This is a genomic window from Promicromonospora thailandica (genome assembly GCF_024171955.1).
In the GTDB taxonomy this organism is placed as follows: Bacteria; Actinomycetota; Actinomycetes; order Actinomycetales; family Cellulomonadaceae; genus Promicromonospora; species Promicromonospora thailandica.
In genome coordinates this window covers 428,482-442,542 of sequence record NZ_JAMTCS010000001.1, presented here as the reverse complement: position 1 = coordinate 442,542, position 14,061 = coordinate 428,482, and the positions used below count along the sequence as shown (strand labels likewise).

The following is a 14,061-nucleotide window of genomic DNA, read 5'->3' as shown; positions in this document are numbered from 1 at the left end:
GATCGTACCGGGGCCGCCGGCTCCGCTCAGGGCGCGTCCGACCGGAGCCGCTCCACGAACCGCCCCGGGGCCGCCAGGAAGGCGCGCATGGTGACCACGGGCAGCGCGTCGTCGTACGCGATGCGGCTCAGGCCGTGCTCGTCGAGCTGGTGGATGACCGCGCCGGGGATGGCCAGCAGGATCGGCGAGTGTGTCGCCAGGACGAACTGGGCCCCCGCCTCGGCCAGCTCGGTCACGCGGGCGAGCAGCGCCAGGCAGCCCGTGACGGACAGCGCGGCCTCCGGCTCGTCCAGCACGTAGAGCCCGCGGGTGCCGAACCGGTGGGTCACGAGGTCGAGGAAGGACTCGCCGTGCGAACGCTCGTGCGGGGAGACGCCGCCGTACCTCGGGAGCAGGCGCGGGCTGTTCGGGACGGCGTCGAGGCGCTCGATCTCGGAGGCGACGTTGAAGTACGACTCCGCGCGCAGGAAGAACCCGTCCGCCGGCCGCCGGCCAGGGTGCCGCACGAGGCGCAGGTGGTCGGCCAGCGGGGTCTCGGCCTCCCGCGTGCTGAACCGGAAGTTCGTGGACCCGCCCTCCACGTTGAGGCCGGCGGCGGCAGCGAGGGCCTCGACGACGGTCGACTTGCCGCTGCCGTTGTCCCCGCACAGCACCGTGACCGGGTGGTCGAGGTCGAGCACCGCACCGTCCGCCAGGGCCCGCACGGCCGGGATCGTGAACGGCCAGCCCTCCGCGGCGGGCCCGTCCAGGCGGGCCTCGCGCACGTACGGGCCGCGCGGGGTGCGGGTGCGTGCCATGCCGCCATCGTGCCGTACGGCGGATGCGCCGACGTCTTGTCAGGCCGCAACTTTATCGTTAAAGTCCACTTTATCGATAAAGTTCGGCCTCGGCTGGAACACGCTCGTGCAAGGGAGCACGCAGATGACCCGAAGAGCTTTGTCCCTGTCGGCGCACGGCCTGCTCGCGGCCACGAGGCCGCAGGCCGGCGAGGCGTGAGCGCCACCGGCTGACCGGCGCGACGAACCGCCCGGGCCAGCCTGGCCCGGGCCCCCACACGTGGCAGGTGCCGACGCGGTCACCTGTCATGCGCGAGTGCGGCGGAGCGGCCGCCCTCGTGGCGTACGACATCGATTTCGAACGAGAGGAAGGTCAATGGTGAGACAACCTCAGGCGCGCAGCGCCCGCCCGTTTCGACGAGGCCGACGACTGGCGGCGGCTGCCGCTGGAGCCGCGATGGCAGGCACCCTGCTCGTCGCGCCGACGGCCGCGGCCGACGCGGTGAGCAGCGACCCGTGGGTGGGCGAGGTGCCCGACAACCCGGTCTCGGACGTCTACCGCTTCACCGTGCCCCGCGCGGCCGTGACCGAGGCGACCGGGATCGCGGACGGCCCCGTCGCGGTACAGGGGAACTTCGGCCCCGGCAAGGCGTGGACCGACCTCAACATGGGGGCCAGCGGGTCGAACCTGACCGCCACGCTCGGCCCCCTCGAGCCCGGGCTCTACTACTACCAGTACGCCGCGCGCCCCGCGGCGGACCAGGACGCGGTCGCCTTCCGCAACCCCGACGCGCCGCAGGAGGTGACGTCGAGGCCCACCTACAGCACGCTGTTCGTGCCCGGACCGGGTGCGGAGTGGCTCGACGACGTGGCCGGCGGCGGCGAGCTCGACACGCTCGCCTACGGCAAGGGGCCGAGGCACCAGAAGGAGGCGCTCGTGTGGACGCCCCCGGGGTACGACGCGGACCGCGCGCAGCGGTACCCGGTGCTCTACCTGCTGCAGGACGAGGGCCAGAGCCACCGCGAGTGGGTGGAGCTGGGCCGGCTCGGCCAGATCATGGACAACCTCACGCTCGACGGCGACGCCGAGCCGATGGTCGTCGTCATGGCGGACGGCGACGCACCGGCCCCCGCCGGCGTGACGAAGGACCTGCTGCCCGCCGTCGAGCGCGCCTTCAACGTCTCCCACAAGGGGGCGGACCGTGCCATCGCCGGCATCGGGCGCGGCGCGGAGCAGGCCCTGGACGCCGTGGTCGCCAAGCCGCGCGACTTCGGCGGCGTCGGCTCGTTCTCGGGCGGTCTCGACGCGGCGATCCCGAAGGGCAAGGCCAAGCAGATCAACGACGCGGTCGACGTCGTCCGCCTGTACGCGGGCAACGTCACCGACCCGGGGTACGACTCCACCGTCGCGCTCGCGGGGAAGCTGACGGCGGCGGGCGTGGAGTTCCAGTCCGACGGGTCGGACCCCGAGACGGGCGGCACGTGGGACACGTGGCAGAAGAGCCTGCACGACTTCGCCGGGCGCATCTTCCAGGAGGATGCGGACGAGGGACCGAGCGAGGGGCACCTGCCGTTCGTGGCGCACGAGCTGCCGGCGCCGGGCACCACCCCGACGCCGTGGATCGACGAGAACGGCGTGGTCACCTTCGAGCTCGGCCCCGAGGTCGCGCCCGACGCGAACAACGTCACGGTCTGGGGCAACTTCGGCCCGGCCGGTAGCTGGCCGCGCACCCACATGGTCCAGCAGGCCGACGGGTCGTGGCGGCTCTCGCTCGCGGTCGAGGGCGGCTCGTACTACTACAAGTTCGTGGTCGACGGCGTGGACCGCAAGGACGCCACGAACCCGACCTCGGTGTTCTCCGAGCCGACCTGGAGCACGTTCACGGTCGAGGGCGACACGCTCCGTGGCCGGTACACGGCGCAGGTGCCGGAAGAGGCACGCGGTGAGGTCAGCGTCCTGAGCTACCCGAGCACCGCGGGCGGCGGCACGGAGCGCTCGGCGTACGTGTGGACGCCGCCGGACTACGACGCGGACCGGGCCGAGCCGTACCCGGTCTTCTACCTGCAGCACGGTGGCGGGCAGACGTGGACCGACTGGGTCGAGGTGGGCCACGTGCAGCGCATCCTCGACAACCACTACCGGAACGGCACGATGGTGCCGATGGTGGTCGTCATGGCCAACGGCAACGGCGTGGACTTCCCCACGGAGGTCACCACGCGCATCGTCCCGGCCGCGCAGGAGCAGCTGAACATCAGCTCCAGGGGCGACCAGCGGGCGCTGGCGGGGCTCTCGATGGGTTCGGGCCACACGCTCAGCACCCTGTGGGCGCACCCGGGCGAGTTCGGGTACATCGGCGCCATGTCGGCGTTCGGCGCGCCGCCGGCCAACGCTGACGTCGAGGCCATCAACGAGGGCACGAAGCTGCTGCGCGTCTACTCCGGTGACGTGCAGGACTTCACCTACGGTGCGACGCTCCAGCTCATCGACGCCATGGAGAACCGCGGCGTGAACCACGAGTTCGCGCCGATCATCCCGGGCCCGCACAGCTGGGACGTCTGGCAGAAGTCGCTCATCGACTTCCTGCCGCGCCTGTTCGTCGAGGACGCCGCCTAGCGGCACCCAGGCCCGGCCCGGCCGGCGGGGACTCCCCGCCGGCCGCGCCGGTGCCTGCTAGCCTCGGCCCCAGCGTCGCGTGCCGGTGGCAGACCGTGTCAGGCATGGAGGCGCGGGACCCGAAGGAGACGGCGATGACCTCGCTGACCCCTTCGCCCTCACGTGACTGAGGGCGAGACGACCAGGCTGGTGGCCTGGAGCACCGAGCTGCGCAGGGTGCACGCACGCCTGCGCGACGCACTGACGGTCACGCGGGAGGCGCTCGCCTCCGGCACACCCGCGACCCGCGAGCTCCTCCTGTTCTGCCACGGCTTCTGCACGGCCCTGACCGGGCACCACGAGGGGGAGGACCGCGAGATCTTCCCCGCGGTCGCGGCCGCGCACCCCGAGCTGGCCGGGACCCTGCGCGCGCTGCGCCAGGACCACTCGATGATCGGCCACCTCGTCGGTGGCCTGGAGGCGGCGGTGTCGGCGGCCGAGCCGCCGGAGGCGCTGGCGGCCCACCTCGAGGGCATCGCCGCGATCATGGAGAGCCACTTCCGCTACGAGGAGCGCAGTCTGCTGCACGTGCTGGAGACCCTCGGCCTCGACGCGGACCCGGCGGACGTCCTGGGGCCGCTCACTCCGCCGTGAGCACGACGTACAGGAAGCACAGGAACGCCTCCCGCTCGCCGCTCGCGACGCGCGGCGGCAGCAGGTCGCGCGGGGTGTCCGGCGCGGGCGGCGGTTCCTCGACGGCGGAGATGCGGAACCCCGCCGCGAGGAACTCCCGGACCATCGTGGTCAGCGACCGGTGCCAGAACGGCAGCTCCTCGGTGCCGTCCTCGAAGACGAACGTCTCGGTGTACGGCCGGGTGGCGAAGTAGTCCTCCTCCGGGTTGAAGAACACGCGCACGGACGGGTGGTTCACCGAGAGGATGAGTCGTCCGCCCGGCCGGAGCACCCGACGGAGCTCGGCCAGCGGCCCCGCCCAGTCCTCGAGGTAGTGCAGCACGAGGGAGCAGACGACGTCGTCGAACGCGCCGTCCGCGAACGGCAGCGGCCTCGCCAGGTCGGCCACGTGCAGCGGCACGGCGTCGCCGAGGCGCTCGCGGGCCAGGGCGAGCATCTCCGGGCTGCCGTCCACGCCCGTCATCAGCGCGCCCGCCGAGCGCAGCGCGGCGGTCAGCGGGCCGGACCCGCACCCGGCGTCGAGGATCCTGCGCCCGGCCACGTCGCCGGCGAGCCGGATCATCGCCGGGCGGTCGTAGTAGGCGTTGAGCAGGTTGCGCTGGTTCTCGGCTTCGTACCGGGCCGCGAAGCCGTCGTAGTGGTCGGCGTGCATCAGGTTCCCTCGGTCGGCGGGTGGGGTGCGGGGACGTCCATCATGGCCGGGTACGCGACCGTCACCGCGAGGAGCCCCATGCCTGACCGCACCACCGACTTCTTCGTCGCCCTCGAGACCCGGGTCTGGGACGCGCTGGTCGCCGGGGACCCCGACGCCGACCGCGCACTGCTCTCCGAGGACTTCGTCGGCCTGTACCCGACGGGTTTCGCCACCCGGGACGAGCACGCGGCCGAGCTCGCCGACGGACCGACCGTCACCTCCTACCGCATCACCCAGGAGCGTGTCGTCGAGGTCGCGCCCGGCTCGGTGCTCCTCTGCTACCGCGCTGACTACGAGCCCGCCGGCGGCGGCGAGCCGGAGGCGATGTACGTCAGCTCGCTGTGGGTCGAGCGCGACGGCCGCTGGTGGAACACGTTCAGCCAGGACTGCACCGCCACCGCCTGACGCGCGTGCGAGTGCCGCGCCGCGTGCCCACGATGGAGCGGGCGCATCCCGGTGGAGCCGACGCCGCGGTCGTGCGCCGGACGACCCTGGGAGAGCGAATGACCTCCACCGTGGCAGACCGACTCGTCGAACGACTGGCCGACTGGGGCGTGACCCGCGTCTTCGGGTACGCGGGCGACGGCGTCGACCCCCTGCTGGCGGCGCTGCGCCGGCACGAGGAGCAGGTCGAGCTGGTGACGGCGCGGCACGAGGAGATGGCCGCCTTCATGGCGACCGGTCACGCCAAGTACGGCGGGGGTGCCGGCGTGTGCCTCGCGACGCAGGGACCCGGCGCGATCCACCTGCTGGAGGGGCTGTACGACGCCAAGCTGGACCGCAAGCCGGTGGTCGCGATCGTCGGGCAGGTCGTGACGAGCGCGCTCGGCGCCGGGTACCAGCAGGAGGTGGACCTGCACACCCTCTTCAAGGACGTGTGCGGGCAGTACGTGCAGACCGTGGTCTCGCCGGACCAGCTGCCGCACGCCCTGGACAACGCGTTCCGCACCGCGCTGGCGACGTCGAGCCCGGTCTGCGTGATCGTGCCGCACGACGTGCAGCAGGCCGAGGCGCCCGACGAGGGCGAGCAGTCGCACGGCGTCGTGCAGTCCTCGACGGCCTGGGCGCAGCCCCGGGTCGTGCCCGACGACGCGCGCCTGCGCGCGGCCGCCGACCTGCTCGGCGCCGGCGAGCGGGTCGCGGTGCTGGCCGGGCAGGGGGCCGCGGGCGCGGAACGCCAGGTGCGGGAGGTGGTCGAGCGGCTGGGCGGCGGCCTGACGACGTCGCTCCTGGGCAAGCCCGTGCTCGACGAGTCGCTGCCGTACCACTGCGGCGTCATGGGGCACCTGGGCACCACCGCGTCGGCCGACCTCATGGCGGGGTGCGACACCCTCCTGATCGTGGGCAGCAACGACCCCTGGACCGAGTACTACCCGGCGCCCGGCCAGGCCCGGGCGGTGCAGGTCGACGTCACCGGGCGCAACATCGGCACCAAGTACCCGGTGGAGGAGGCCCTCGTCGGCGACGCCGCCGCCACGCTCGACGCCCTCCTGCCGCTGCTGCCGCGGCGCACCGGGTGGCGCGACCAGGTGGAGGGCTTCGTCAGCGGCTGGCACGACGTCGCCGGGCGCCGGGTCGAGCAGCGGTCCGAGCGGCTCAACCCGCAGCACGTGGTGAGCGAGCTGTCCGCGCGCCTGCCGTCCGACGCCCAGGTCGCCGTCGACGTCGGGTCGGTCACCTACTGGTACGCCCGGTTCCTGCGGCTGCCCGAGGGCGTGCCCGCGCACCTGTCGAGCACGCTCGCGTCCATGGGTTCGGCCATGCCGTACGGGATCGCGGCCAAGCTGCTGCACCCCGACCGGCCCGTCGTGGCGCTCGCGGGCGACGGCGCCATGCAGATGAACGGCCTGTCGGAGCTCATCACGGTCGCGCACCGCTGGCGCGACTGGGCCGACCCGCGGTTCGTCGTCCTCGTGCTGCACAACGGCGACCTGGCCGAGGTGAGCTGGGAGCAGCGCGAGATGGAGGGCGACCCGCGGTTCCCGGTCTCCCAGACGGTGCCAGACTTCCCGTACGCCGACTACGCGCGGCTGCTCGGCCTGGAGGGCATCCGCGTGGACGACCCGGGCCAGGTGGGCGAGGCCTGGTCGCGCGCCCTGGCCGCCGACCGGCCCGTGCTCGTCGAGGCCGTCGTGGACCCCGACGTGCCGCTGCTCCCGCCGCGCCAGGAGGCGGAGAAGGTGGAGCAGACGCTCGACGCGCTGGCGCAGGAGCCCGACGGCGGCCAGGCCGCGGCCCTGCTGCGGGAGCAGCGCGCGGGGGAGTGAACCCCGGCCTCAGGCCGCCCGGCGCGTGAGCAGCGGGTCGTGCACGCGCGACCGCTTGGTCGGCACCACCTCGGCGAGCACACGGCGCACCTGCCGGGCCGCGGGGGCGCCGAGCGCCCCCGGCTCGGCGAGCCCGGCCAGGAGCTGGGCGGCCACGCTGCGCAGGTCGGCGCCCGCGGTCGCGGCGCGCTCGGTGAGCATGGTGAGCGCGTCCTCCTCGGTGAGCCCGTGCACGGCCATCAGCACCCCGCGCGCCTGCTCGATCGTCGCCGCCGAGGCCATCGCGCCGTCGACCGCCCGGCGGGCCTCCCGCGCCACGGCCTCGCGCTGCAGCGGCGTCACGTCGGCCACCTGGCCCACCAGCTCCGGGCCGGACGCCGTCCGCACGGCCTGCCCGGACACCATGAGGGTGCGGGTGCGACCGTGCGTGTCGACGATGCGCTGCGCGCAGGTGAAGGGGTGGCCGGCGCGCAGCGCGCGCACGGCCTCGTGGACCACGCGGTCCTGGTCGTCGGGGTGCCTGCGGGCCCGCAGCACCGCGCGGCCGGGCTTGACCTCGTCGGGCTCGTACCCGTACAGGCGGTACACCTCGTCGGACCACCACCACGTGCCGGTCGCCAGCGCCACGCGGTACTGGCCGGAGACGACCGGGGTGCCCGCGGCGATCGTTCTGACCAGGTCGCCGGCCCGCTCGGGGACGGCTGCGGGTCGGGCGTCGGACGCCTGCTGGGCGGTGGTACGTGCGGTCGGTGTCGTCATCGGGGCCTCCGTCATCGCAGTCCGGCGCCGTGTCTTGACTCCACCTTGACCGTAGCCCGGTTCCCGGGCACCGGCCACCGCAGCCCCCTGACCGGCCCCTGCGAGTCCGCACGCCCCGTGCCAGCCTGGGACGGTCCGGGCACGGCGCAGCGATCGGAGGCAGGATGGACGACAGCATCCAGGAGACGGCGCGCGGCCCCCTGCGCGCCGACGTGGTCGTGGTGGGCGCGGGACTCACCGGCACCGTGACGGCGCACCTGCTCGCCGACGGCGGCGCGGACGTCGTCGTCCTCGACGCCGGGACGGCCGGCGCACCGGCCGGCACAGCGGCCGCTGCAACCACCACCGCCCGCTCCACGGGCAAGCTCTCGCTGCTGCAGGGCACCCGGCTCGCCGAGCTCGCCCGCCTCGGGGAGGACACGGTGCACCACTACGTCGCCGCGGGCACGGCGGGCCTGGGCTGGCTGCGCCGCACGCTCGCCGAGGTGGGCGTGCCCGTGGAGGACCGCGACGACCTGACGGTGGCGACCACGGCCGAGCAGACCGCGGTGCTCGACGACGTCCTCGCCGTGGGCCTGCGCCACGGCCTGCCCGTCCACTGGGAGGACGAGCCGCCGTACCCGGGCGCGAACCACGGCGCCGTGCGGCTCCCCGGCCAGGGCCAGGTGGACCCCCTGCGGGCGCTCGCGGCCCTGCGCGCCCGGCTGCACGCCCGCGGCGTCGCGGTGCACGACGGCGTCCGCGTGCGGCAGGTGCGCCGGCACGGCACCGGCGTCGCGCTGCGGACGACCCGCGGCACCGTCGTCGCCGACCGGGTGGTCCTGGCCACCGGCACCCCGCCGGGACGTGTCGGCGGCCTGTTCCTGCGGCTCCACGCGGGCCGCAGCCTGATCACGACGTGGGACGTGGCCCGGGCAGAGGACCTGCCGCCGGGGTTCGCCTCGACCATGTCGATCACCGCGGGGTCCCCGACCCGCTCGCTGCGCACGGCGGGCAACCTGCTCATGGTCGGCGGCGAGGGTTTCGCCGTGGGCCGGGAGCCCGACCCGGCGGCGCGCGTCGCCGCGCTGGAGGGGTGGGTCCGGGAGCACCTGCCCGTGGGCGCCGCGCGGCACGCCTGGGCGGCCCAGGACTACACGAGCGACACCGGGATGCCCCTGGTCGGGCCCGCGGTGCCCGGCGACGACCGGGTGCTCGTGGCGACCGGGTACGCCAAGTGGGGGCTCACCACGGCCGCGGCCGCCGGGCTCGCCCTGGCGGGCCGCCTGCTGGGGAGCCCCGAGTACTGGGCCCCGGCCCTGGAGCCGTGGGCCCGCCCAGCACGCCCCACGCGCGACACGGTCGCGACGTTCGCCGAGCAGTCGGCCGGCTGGGCCTGCGCCGCGACCCGCCCGTCCGGGCAGCGCGCCGGGTCCCGTCGGGTGTCGCGGGTCTGCCCGCACCTGGGCGGGGTGGTCCGGTGGAACGACCAGGAGCAGTCGTGGGACTGCCCCGTGCACGGGTCGCGCTTCGCCGCCGACGGCGCGGTGCTCGACGGCCCGGCCACGGAACCCCTCGCAGCGCGCTGACGTGCGAGCATCCGCCCGGGTGAGCACCATGGAGGCATGCACGGGGGCCGGGTGGGGACGACGAGGCGCGGGGCGGCGCGGTCCGTCGTCGTCGCTTCGGTGCTGACCGCCACGCTGACCGGCACGCTGACCGCCACCGCCGGCTGCACCGTCGCGAGCCACCAGGAGCCGGGGCAGGCCACCGCCGCGGTGGCCGACGCGCTCGCGGAGGCCCGCTCGGCGGCGCAGGCCACCCGGATCACGGTCGAGCAGCTCTCGCGCGGCCGGCTCACCGGGCCCGTGGCCGACACGGCGCTGCTCGACCAGCTCCGTGCGCTCGACGACGCGGAGCTCGCGCTGACCACGCTCGTGCCGCCCGACGCCACCTCGTCCGACCAGCGGTCCACGGGGCTGTCCGCCGTCGGCGACGTGACGGACGTCGTCGTGCGCGCCCGGGAGTGGACCGCCGCGCGGTCCGGGGGAGACCTGGCCGGCGCGGACGCCGTACCGCCCACCGCCGACGCGCTGCTCGCCGACCTCGCCACCGCCACCGGTGCCGTCGACGACGCCCTGGCCGCGGCGGGTGGCCCGTGAAGAAGGTCATGGGCGCCGCCCTCGGCATCCTCACGGCCATCGGCGGCTTCGTGGACATCGGTGACCTGGTCACCAACGCCGTCGTCGGGTCCCGGTTCGGGCTGTCGCTCGTCTGGGTGGTCGTCCTGGGTGTGGTCGGCATCTGCCGCTTCGCGAACATGTCCGGGCGCGTGGCAGCGGTGAGCGGCCGGGCGACGTTCGAGATCATCCGGGAGCGGCTCGGACCCCGGGCGGCGGGCGCCAACCTCGTGGCGTCGTTCGCGATCAACCTCCTCACCCTCACGGCCGAGATCGGCGGCATCGCGCTCGCGCTGCACCTGGCCAGCAGCGTCGAGCCGCGGCTCTGGATCCCCGTGGCAGGGCTGGCCGTGTGGCTCGTGCTGTGGCGCGTGAAGTTCGACGTCATGGAGAACGTCGCCGGGCTGCTCGGCCTGCTGCTGATCGGCTTCGCGGTGGCGCTGTTCCTGCTGGGCCCGGACTGGGGCGAGCTGCTGCGGCAGGCCGTGCCGCCGTCGCCGCCCGCGAACGAGCACCCGGCTGCGTACTGGTACTACGCGGTGGCCCTGTTCGGCGCCGCCATGACGCCCTACGAGGTGTTCTTCTTCTCCTCCGGCGCGGTCGAGGAGCGCTGGACGGCCAAAGACCTCGCGACCAACCGCGTCAACGTGCTCATCGGGTTCCCGCTCGGCGGCATGCTGTCGGTCACGATCGCCGCGTGCGCGGCCGTCGTGCTGCTCCCCGCGGGCATCGAGGTCTCGTCGCTGTCCCAGATCGTGCTGCCGGTGGCGCAGGCGGGCGGCGTCATGCTGCTGGCCGTGGTGCTGGTCGGCATCGTCGCCGCGACGTTCGGCGCCGCCCTGGAGACCGCGCTGTCCAGCGGGTACTCCCTGGCGCAGTACATGGGCTGGTCGTGGGGCAAGTTCCGCAGGCCGGCCCACGCCGCCCGGTTCCACCTCACGATGATCGTGGCGGTGCTGCTCGGCGTCGGCATCCTCATGACCAGCGTGGACCCGGTGACGGTCACCGAGATGTCGGTCGTCTTCTCCGCCGTCGCGCTGCCGCTGACCTACGTGCCCATCCTCGTCGTGGCCAACGACCCGCAGTACATGGGCCGGTACGTCAACGGGCGCGTGGTGAACGCGCTCGGCACGGTGTACCTGGTGATCGTCGTGGTGGCGGCCCTGGCCGCGATCCCCCTCATGATCGCGACGGGGGCGGGGTCGTGACGCGCGAACGCATCGTGGACGCCCGGCTGCACCTGCTCAGCCGGCAGGTGCTCGACGCCGACGGCGAGCCCGTGCGCGCCGTCGACGACCTGGAGCTGACGGGCACCGACGGGCAGGAGGCGCGGCCCGGCGCCGAGGTCCAGGTCGGGGCGATCCTCGTGGGCCCGGTGCTGTTCACGCGGCTCTTCGGCGGTGCCCGCCTCGCGCCTGCCGCGCATCGACTGGTCCGACGTGGTTCACGTGGGCACCGCGATCGAGCTCTCCGTCCGGTCCGACCGGCTGGACGCCAACTGGGTGGAACGCTGGTTCCGCAACCACGTGGTGGGCCGCATCCCCGGGGGGCGGCACGACCCGGAGGGGGACGGGTGAACGTCGGCGACCTCCTCGACGCGCGGGTGCTGGGGCCGGACGGCGCCGCGCTCGGCGTCGTCGTGGACGTGCGGTTCGCCCTGGAGGTCACGGGCCCCGAGAGCACCGACCCCGAGGACGCCGGGGACGACCAGGACCGTGAGAACCAGGACCGGGAGAATCCCGAAGACCCGCTCAGCACCCACACCGCGAACCGCGACGAGGTGGGCCGCGCCCGCCTCGTCGGCCTGCTCGTGAGCCCGCGCAGCGGCGGGTCCTTCCTGGGGTACGAGCGCACCGAGGTGCGCTCGCCGTGGCCGATCCCGCAGCTCGTCCGGCGGCGGCACCGCGGCACCTTCCTCGTCGGCTGGACCGACGTCGCGGACGTACGCACCGACGCGCCCGCCACGGTGCGGCTCGCCCCCGGCTGGACGCGGCGCTCGCCCGCGCTGTGACGGCTGCGCTGTGACGGCCGGGCGCGGCGCTGCGAGTGATCCGGGCCGGGTGCAGGGTGGACGGTGTGGTCGAGACCAGGCTGCCGGGCCCGGGCGAGAGGACGACCGATGGGCAGCCAGAACCGGACCGTGTTCCCGGGGAGCGCGCCAGACGATCGGCGAGACCCGTGACCCCCGTGCGAGCCGTCGTCACGGGCGGCGCGGGGTTCGTGGGCAGCAGGCTCTGCGAGGCGCTCCTCGACTCCGGCGCGGAGGTGCTGTGCCTGGACAACCTGCTCACCGGCAGCCTGGACAACCTGGCGGGCGTGCGCGGGCACGAGCGGCTGCGGTTCGAGCGGTGCGACGTCGCCGATGGCCTCACCTCGCGGTCCGTCCGCGCCGCCCTGCGGCCCGGCACCGACCTCGTGCTGCACCTCGCCTCGCCCGCGTCCCCCGTCGACTACCTCGAGCACCCGCTCGAGACCCTCGACGCCGGCTCCCGGGGCACGCGCGCCGCGCTGGAGCTGGCCCGGGAGCAGGGCGCGCGGTTCGTGCTGGCCTCGACGTCCGAGGTGTACGGCGACCCCCAGGTGCACCCGCAGCACGAGAGCTACTGGGGCAACGTGAGCAGCGTCGGGCCGCGCAGCGTGTACGACGAGTCCAAGCGCTTCGGCGAGGCCCTGACCGCCGGCTACCGGCGGGCCACGGGCACCGACACCGGCATCGTGCGCATCTTCAACACCTACGGTCCGCGCATGCGCGGGCACGACGGGCGCGTGGTGCCCACGTTCGTGCGGCAGGCGCTCGCGGGCGAGCCGCTCACGGTGGCGGGCGACGGCACGCAGACCCGGTCGCTGTGCTACGTCGACGACCTGGTCGCGGGCCTGCTGGCGTTCGCGGACAGCGGCCACCCGGGCCCGATGAACCTCGGCAACCCGCACGAGCTCTCGGTGCGGCAGATCGCGGCCGACGTGCTCGCGGCGACGGGATCGGTGTCGGCGGTCGAGCACGTCGAGCGCCCCGTGCACGACCCGGGCATGCGCTGCCCCGACATCGGGCTGGCCCGGTCCGAGCTGGGCTGGGAGCCCCGGGTCAGCTGGCGGGACGGGCTGGCACGGACCGTGGAGTGGTTCCGGCAGCGGTCGCCGGCCGCGGCCTGAGCGCCCGGTCGCAGGCCGCGGTCACGTCGTCCGCCGAGACGCGGTCGAGGGCCGGGTCCAGGCGGTTCGCGTTGGCGTCGCGGGGCGGGGTGCCGGACTGCTCGTGCCAGACGACGACGTGCCGCTCCCGGTCGATCAGCGGCCCCCAGTGTGCGGGCGGGGTAGGCCCGAACAGGGTGACGGACGGCGTGCCGTACGCCGTCGCGACATGGGCCACACCGGTGTCGGTGCTGACCAGCAGCCGCGCCGACGCCACGAGGTCGGCCAGCGCGGGCAGCGAGAGCCGGCCGGACAGGTCCCGGACGGCCGCGCCCACGCCCGACGCACAGCGCACCTGGTGACAGAGCCGCTGCTCGTCCGCGGATCCGGTCAGCACCACGGGACGACCCTCGGCGACCAGCGCCGCGACCACCCGCGCCCAGCGCGCCGGGGGCCAGCGCCGCGCGGCGGCCGCGGCCCCCGGGTGCACCACGACGTGCTCGCCCCGCCCGCCCGGCGGGTCGGGCGGGCCGAGGCGCAGGTCCTCCGGGCCGCAGACCCCGCCGACGGTGCGGACCAGCCGGCACCAGCGCAGCACCTCGTGCTCGCCGGCCACCCACTCGGGCCCGACGTGCCCGGCGCGGGGGTTGCCGAAGGCGACGAGCGCGTCCGGCCGGGTCGCCTGCAGCACCTGGTGGCTGCGCGGGCCGCGGCCGTGCAGGTCCACCGCCAGGCAGCCCGGGGCGTCCTTCGCGCCGCCGGGCCCCGCCCAGGGCCACGGCAGCCGGCCGAGACCCCGTGCGGGCAGGACGGCGTCCACCACCCCCAGGCGGGTCAGCCACGTGCCGACCCCCGGCGGCGCGGCCAGCACGATCCGGTGCCCCGGCCAGGCCCGGCGCACCCCGCGGAGCGCGGGCACCCCCGTCAGCGCGTCGCCCAGGCCGAGCGCCCGCAGCACCAGCACCGTCATGGTGTTCTCCGTCCGCCTCGT

14 protein-coding genes are annotated in these 14,061 nt (G+C 74.9%); 10 read left to right on the top strand and 4 right to left on the bottom strand.

Annotated features, from left to right (window positions below; translation table 11 throughout):
* Positions 1 to 26: 26 nt before the first annotated feature.
* Positions 27 to 797: an AAA family ATPase gene (locus APR03_RS02080; protein ID WP_253832237.1), complete on the bottom strand. Its 771-nt coding sequence runs from the start codon at positions 795 to 797 to the stop codon at positions 27 to 29.
* A gap of 436 nt (positions 798 to 1,233) precedes the next feature.
* On the opposite strand from APR03_RS02080, the gene APR03_RS02075 reads away from it, so the two are divergent.
* Positions 1,234 to 3,390: an alpha/beta hydrolase gene (locus APR03_RS02075; protein ID WP_253832235.1), complete on the top strand. Its 2,157-nt coding sequence runs from the start codon at positions 1,234 to 1,236 to the stop codon at positions 3,388 to 3,390.
* A gap of 189 nt (positions 3,391 to 3,579) precedes the next feature.
* Positions 3,580 to 4,023, top strand: coding sequence for a hemerythrin domain-containing protein (locus APR03_RS02070; protein WP_253832233.1), 444 nt, complete (start codon positions 3,580 to 3,582; stop codon positions 4,021 to 4,023).
* Here APR03_RS02070 and APR03_RS02065 read toward each other — a convergent pair.
* Positions 4,010 to 4,714 (bottom strand): class I SAM-dependent methyltransferase, encoded by a 705-nt coding sequence (locus APR03_RS02065; protein ID WP_253832231.1) that lies wholly within the window; start codon positions 4,712 to 4,714, stop codon positions 4,010 to 4,012. The two genes, APR03_RS02070 and APR03_RS02065, sit on opposite strands and share 14 nt — an antisense overlap.
* A gap of 78 nt (positions 4,715 to 4,792) precedes the next feature.
* Between APR03_RS02065 and APR03_RS02060 the strand changes: the two genes are divergently transcribed.
* Both APR03_RS02060 and APR03_RS02055 read left to right on the top strand, forming a co-directional pair.
* Positions 4,793 to 5,161, top strand: coding sequence for a nuclear transport factor 2 family protein (locus tag APR03_RS02060; RefSeq protein ID WP_253832229.1), 369 nt, complete (start codon positions 4,793 to 4,795; stop codon positions 5,159 to 5,161).
* Between the two features lie 110 nt (positions 5,162 to 5,271).
* Entirely contained in the window at positions 5,272 to 7,023 is a 1,752-nt protein-coding gene (locus APR03_RS02055; RefSeq protein ID WP_308216422.1) for a thiamine pyrophosphate-requiring protein, read from the top strand.
* Positions 7,024 to 7,032: 9 nt separating this feature from the next.
* Here the strand turns inward: APR03_RS02055 and APR03_RS02050 are convergent, their stop codons facing one another.
* Entirely contained in the window at positions 7,033 to 7,782 is a 750-nt protein-coding gene (locus APR03_RS02050) for a PAS and ANTAR domain-containing protein (RefSeq protein ID WP_253832225.1), read from the bottom strand.
* A gap of 164 nt (positions 7,783 to 7,946) precedes the next feature.
* Between APR03_RS02050 and APR03_RS02045 the strand changes: the two genes are divergently transcribed.
* From APR03_RS02045 to APR03_RS02020, 6 genes are all read left to right on the top strand, one after another.
* The gene (locus tag APR03_RS02045; protein ID WP_253832223.1) at positions 7,947 to 9,350 is read left to right on the top strand and encodes an FAD-dependent oxidoreductase; all 1,404 of its coding nucleotides are present in this window, start codon (positions 7,947 to 7,949) and stop codon (positions 9,348 to 9,350) included.
* Positions 9,351 to 9,386: 36 nt separating this feature from the next.
* Entirely contained in the window at positions 9,387 to 9,923 is a 537-nt protein-coding gene (locus tag APR03_RS02040) for a hypothetical protein (protein WP_253832222.1), read from the top strand.
* A complete protein-coding gene (locus APR03_RS02035) occupies positions 9,920 to 11,149 on the top strand; it encodes an NRAMP family divalent metal transporter (protein WP_253832220.1) in 1,230 nt (409 codons plus the stop codon). The genes APR03_RS02040 and APR03_RS02035 overlap by 4 nt, the downstream gene beginning before the upstream one ends.
* A 192-nt stretch (positions 11,150 to 11,341) precedes the next feature.
* Positions 11,342 to 11,518 (top strand): hypothetical protein, encoded by a 177-nt coding sequence (locus APR03_RS02030; RefSeq protein WP_253832218.1) that lies wholly within the window; start codon positions 11,342 to 11,344, stop codon positions 11,516 to 11,518.
* Positions 11,515 to 11,952 (top strand): PRC-barrel domain containing protein, encoded by a 438-nt coding sequence (locus APR03_RS02025; RefSeq protein ID WP_253832216.1) that lies wholly within the window; start codon positions 11,515 to 11,517, stop codon positions 11,950 to 11,952. The genes APR03_RS02030 and APR03_RS02025 overlap by 4 nt, the downstream gene beginning before the upstream one ends.
* Before the next feature lie 176 nt (positions 11,953 to 12,128).
* The gene (locus APR03_RS02020; RefSeq protein ID WP_253832692.1) at positions 12,129 to 13,091 is read left to right on the top strand and encodes an NAD-dependent epimerase/dehydratase family protein; all 963 of its coding nucleotides are present in this window, start codon (positions 12,129 to 12,131) and stop codon (positions 13,089 to 13,091) included.
* Here the strand turns inward: APR03_RS02020 and APR03_RS02015 are convergent.
* On the bottom strand, positions 13,024 to 14,040 hold the full coding sequence (locus tag APR03_RS02015; RefSeq protein ID WP_253832214.1) for a glycosyltransferase family 9 protein: 1,017 nt from the start codon (positions 14,038 to 14,040) through the stop codon (positions 13,024 to 13,026). The two genes, APR03_RS02020 and APR03_RS02015, sit on opposite strands and share 68 nt — an antisense overlap.
* Positions 14,041 to 14,061: the final 21 nt, after the last annotated feature.

Excerpts from the sequence above, each read along its gene's own strand:
- APR03_RS02080 (WP_253832237.1), bottom strand. The coding sequence starts at position 797 with ATGGCACGCACCCGCACCCCGCGCGGCCCGTACGTGCGCGAGGCCCGC.
- APR03_RS02075 (WP_253832235.1), top strand. The coding sequence starts at position 1,234 with ATGGCAGGCACCCTGCTCGTCGCGCCGACGGCCGCGGCCGACGCGGTG.
- APR03_RS02065 (WP_253832231.1), bottom strand. The coding sequence starts at position 4,714 with ATGCACGCCGACCACTACGACGGCTTCGCGGCCCGGTACGAAGCCGAG.
- APR03_RS02060 (WP_253832229.1), top strand. The coding sequence starts at position 4,793 with ATGCCTGACCGCACCACCGACTTCTTCGTCGCCCTCGAGACCCGGGTC.
- APR03_RS02050 (WP_253832225.1), bottom strand. The coding sequence starts at position 7,782 with ATGACGACACCGACCGCACGTACCACCGCCCAGCAGGCGTCCGACGCC.
- APR03_RS02045 (WP_253832223.1), top strand. The coding sequence starts at position 7,947 with ATGGACGACAGCATCCAGGAGACGGCGCGCGGCCCCCTGCGCGCCGAC.
- APR03_RS02040 (WP_253832222.1), top strand. The coding sequence starts at position 9,387 with ATGCACGGGGGCCGGGTGGGGACGACGAGGCGCGGGGCGGCGCGGTCC.
- APR03_RS02015 (WP_253832214.1), bottom strand. The coding sequence starts at position 14,040 with ATGACGGTGCTGGTGCTGCGGGCGCTCGGCCTGGGCGACGCGCTGACG.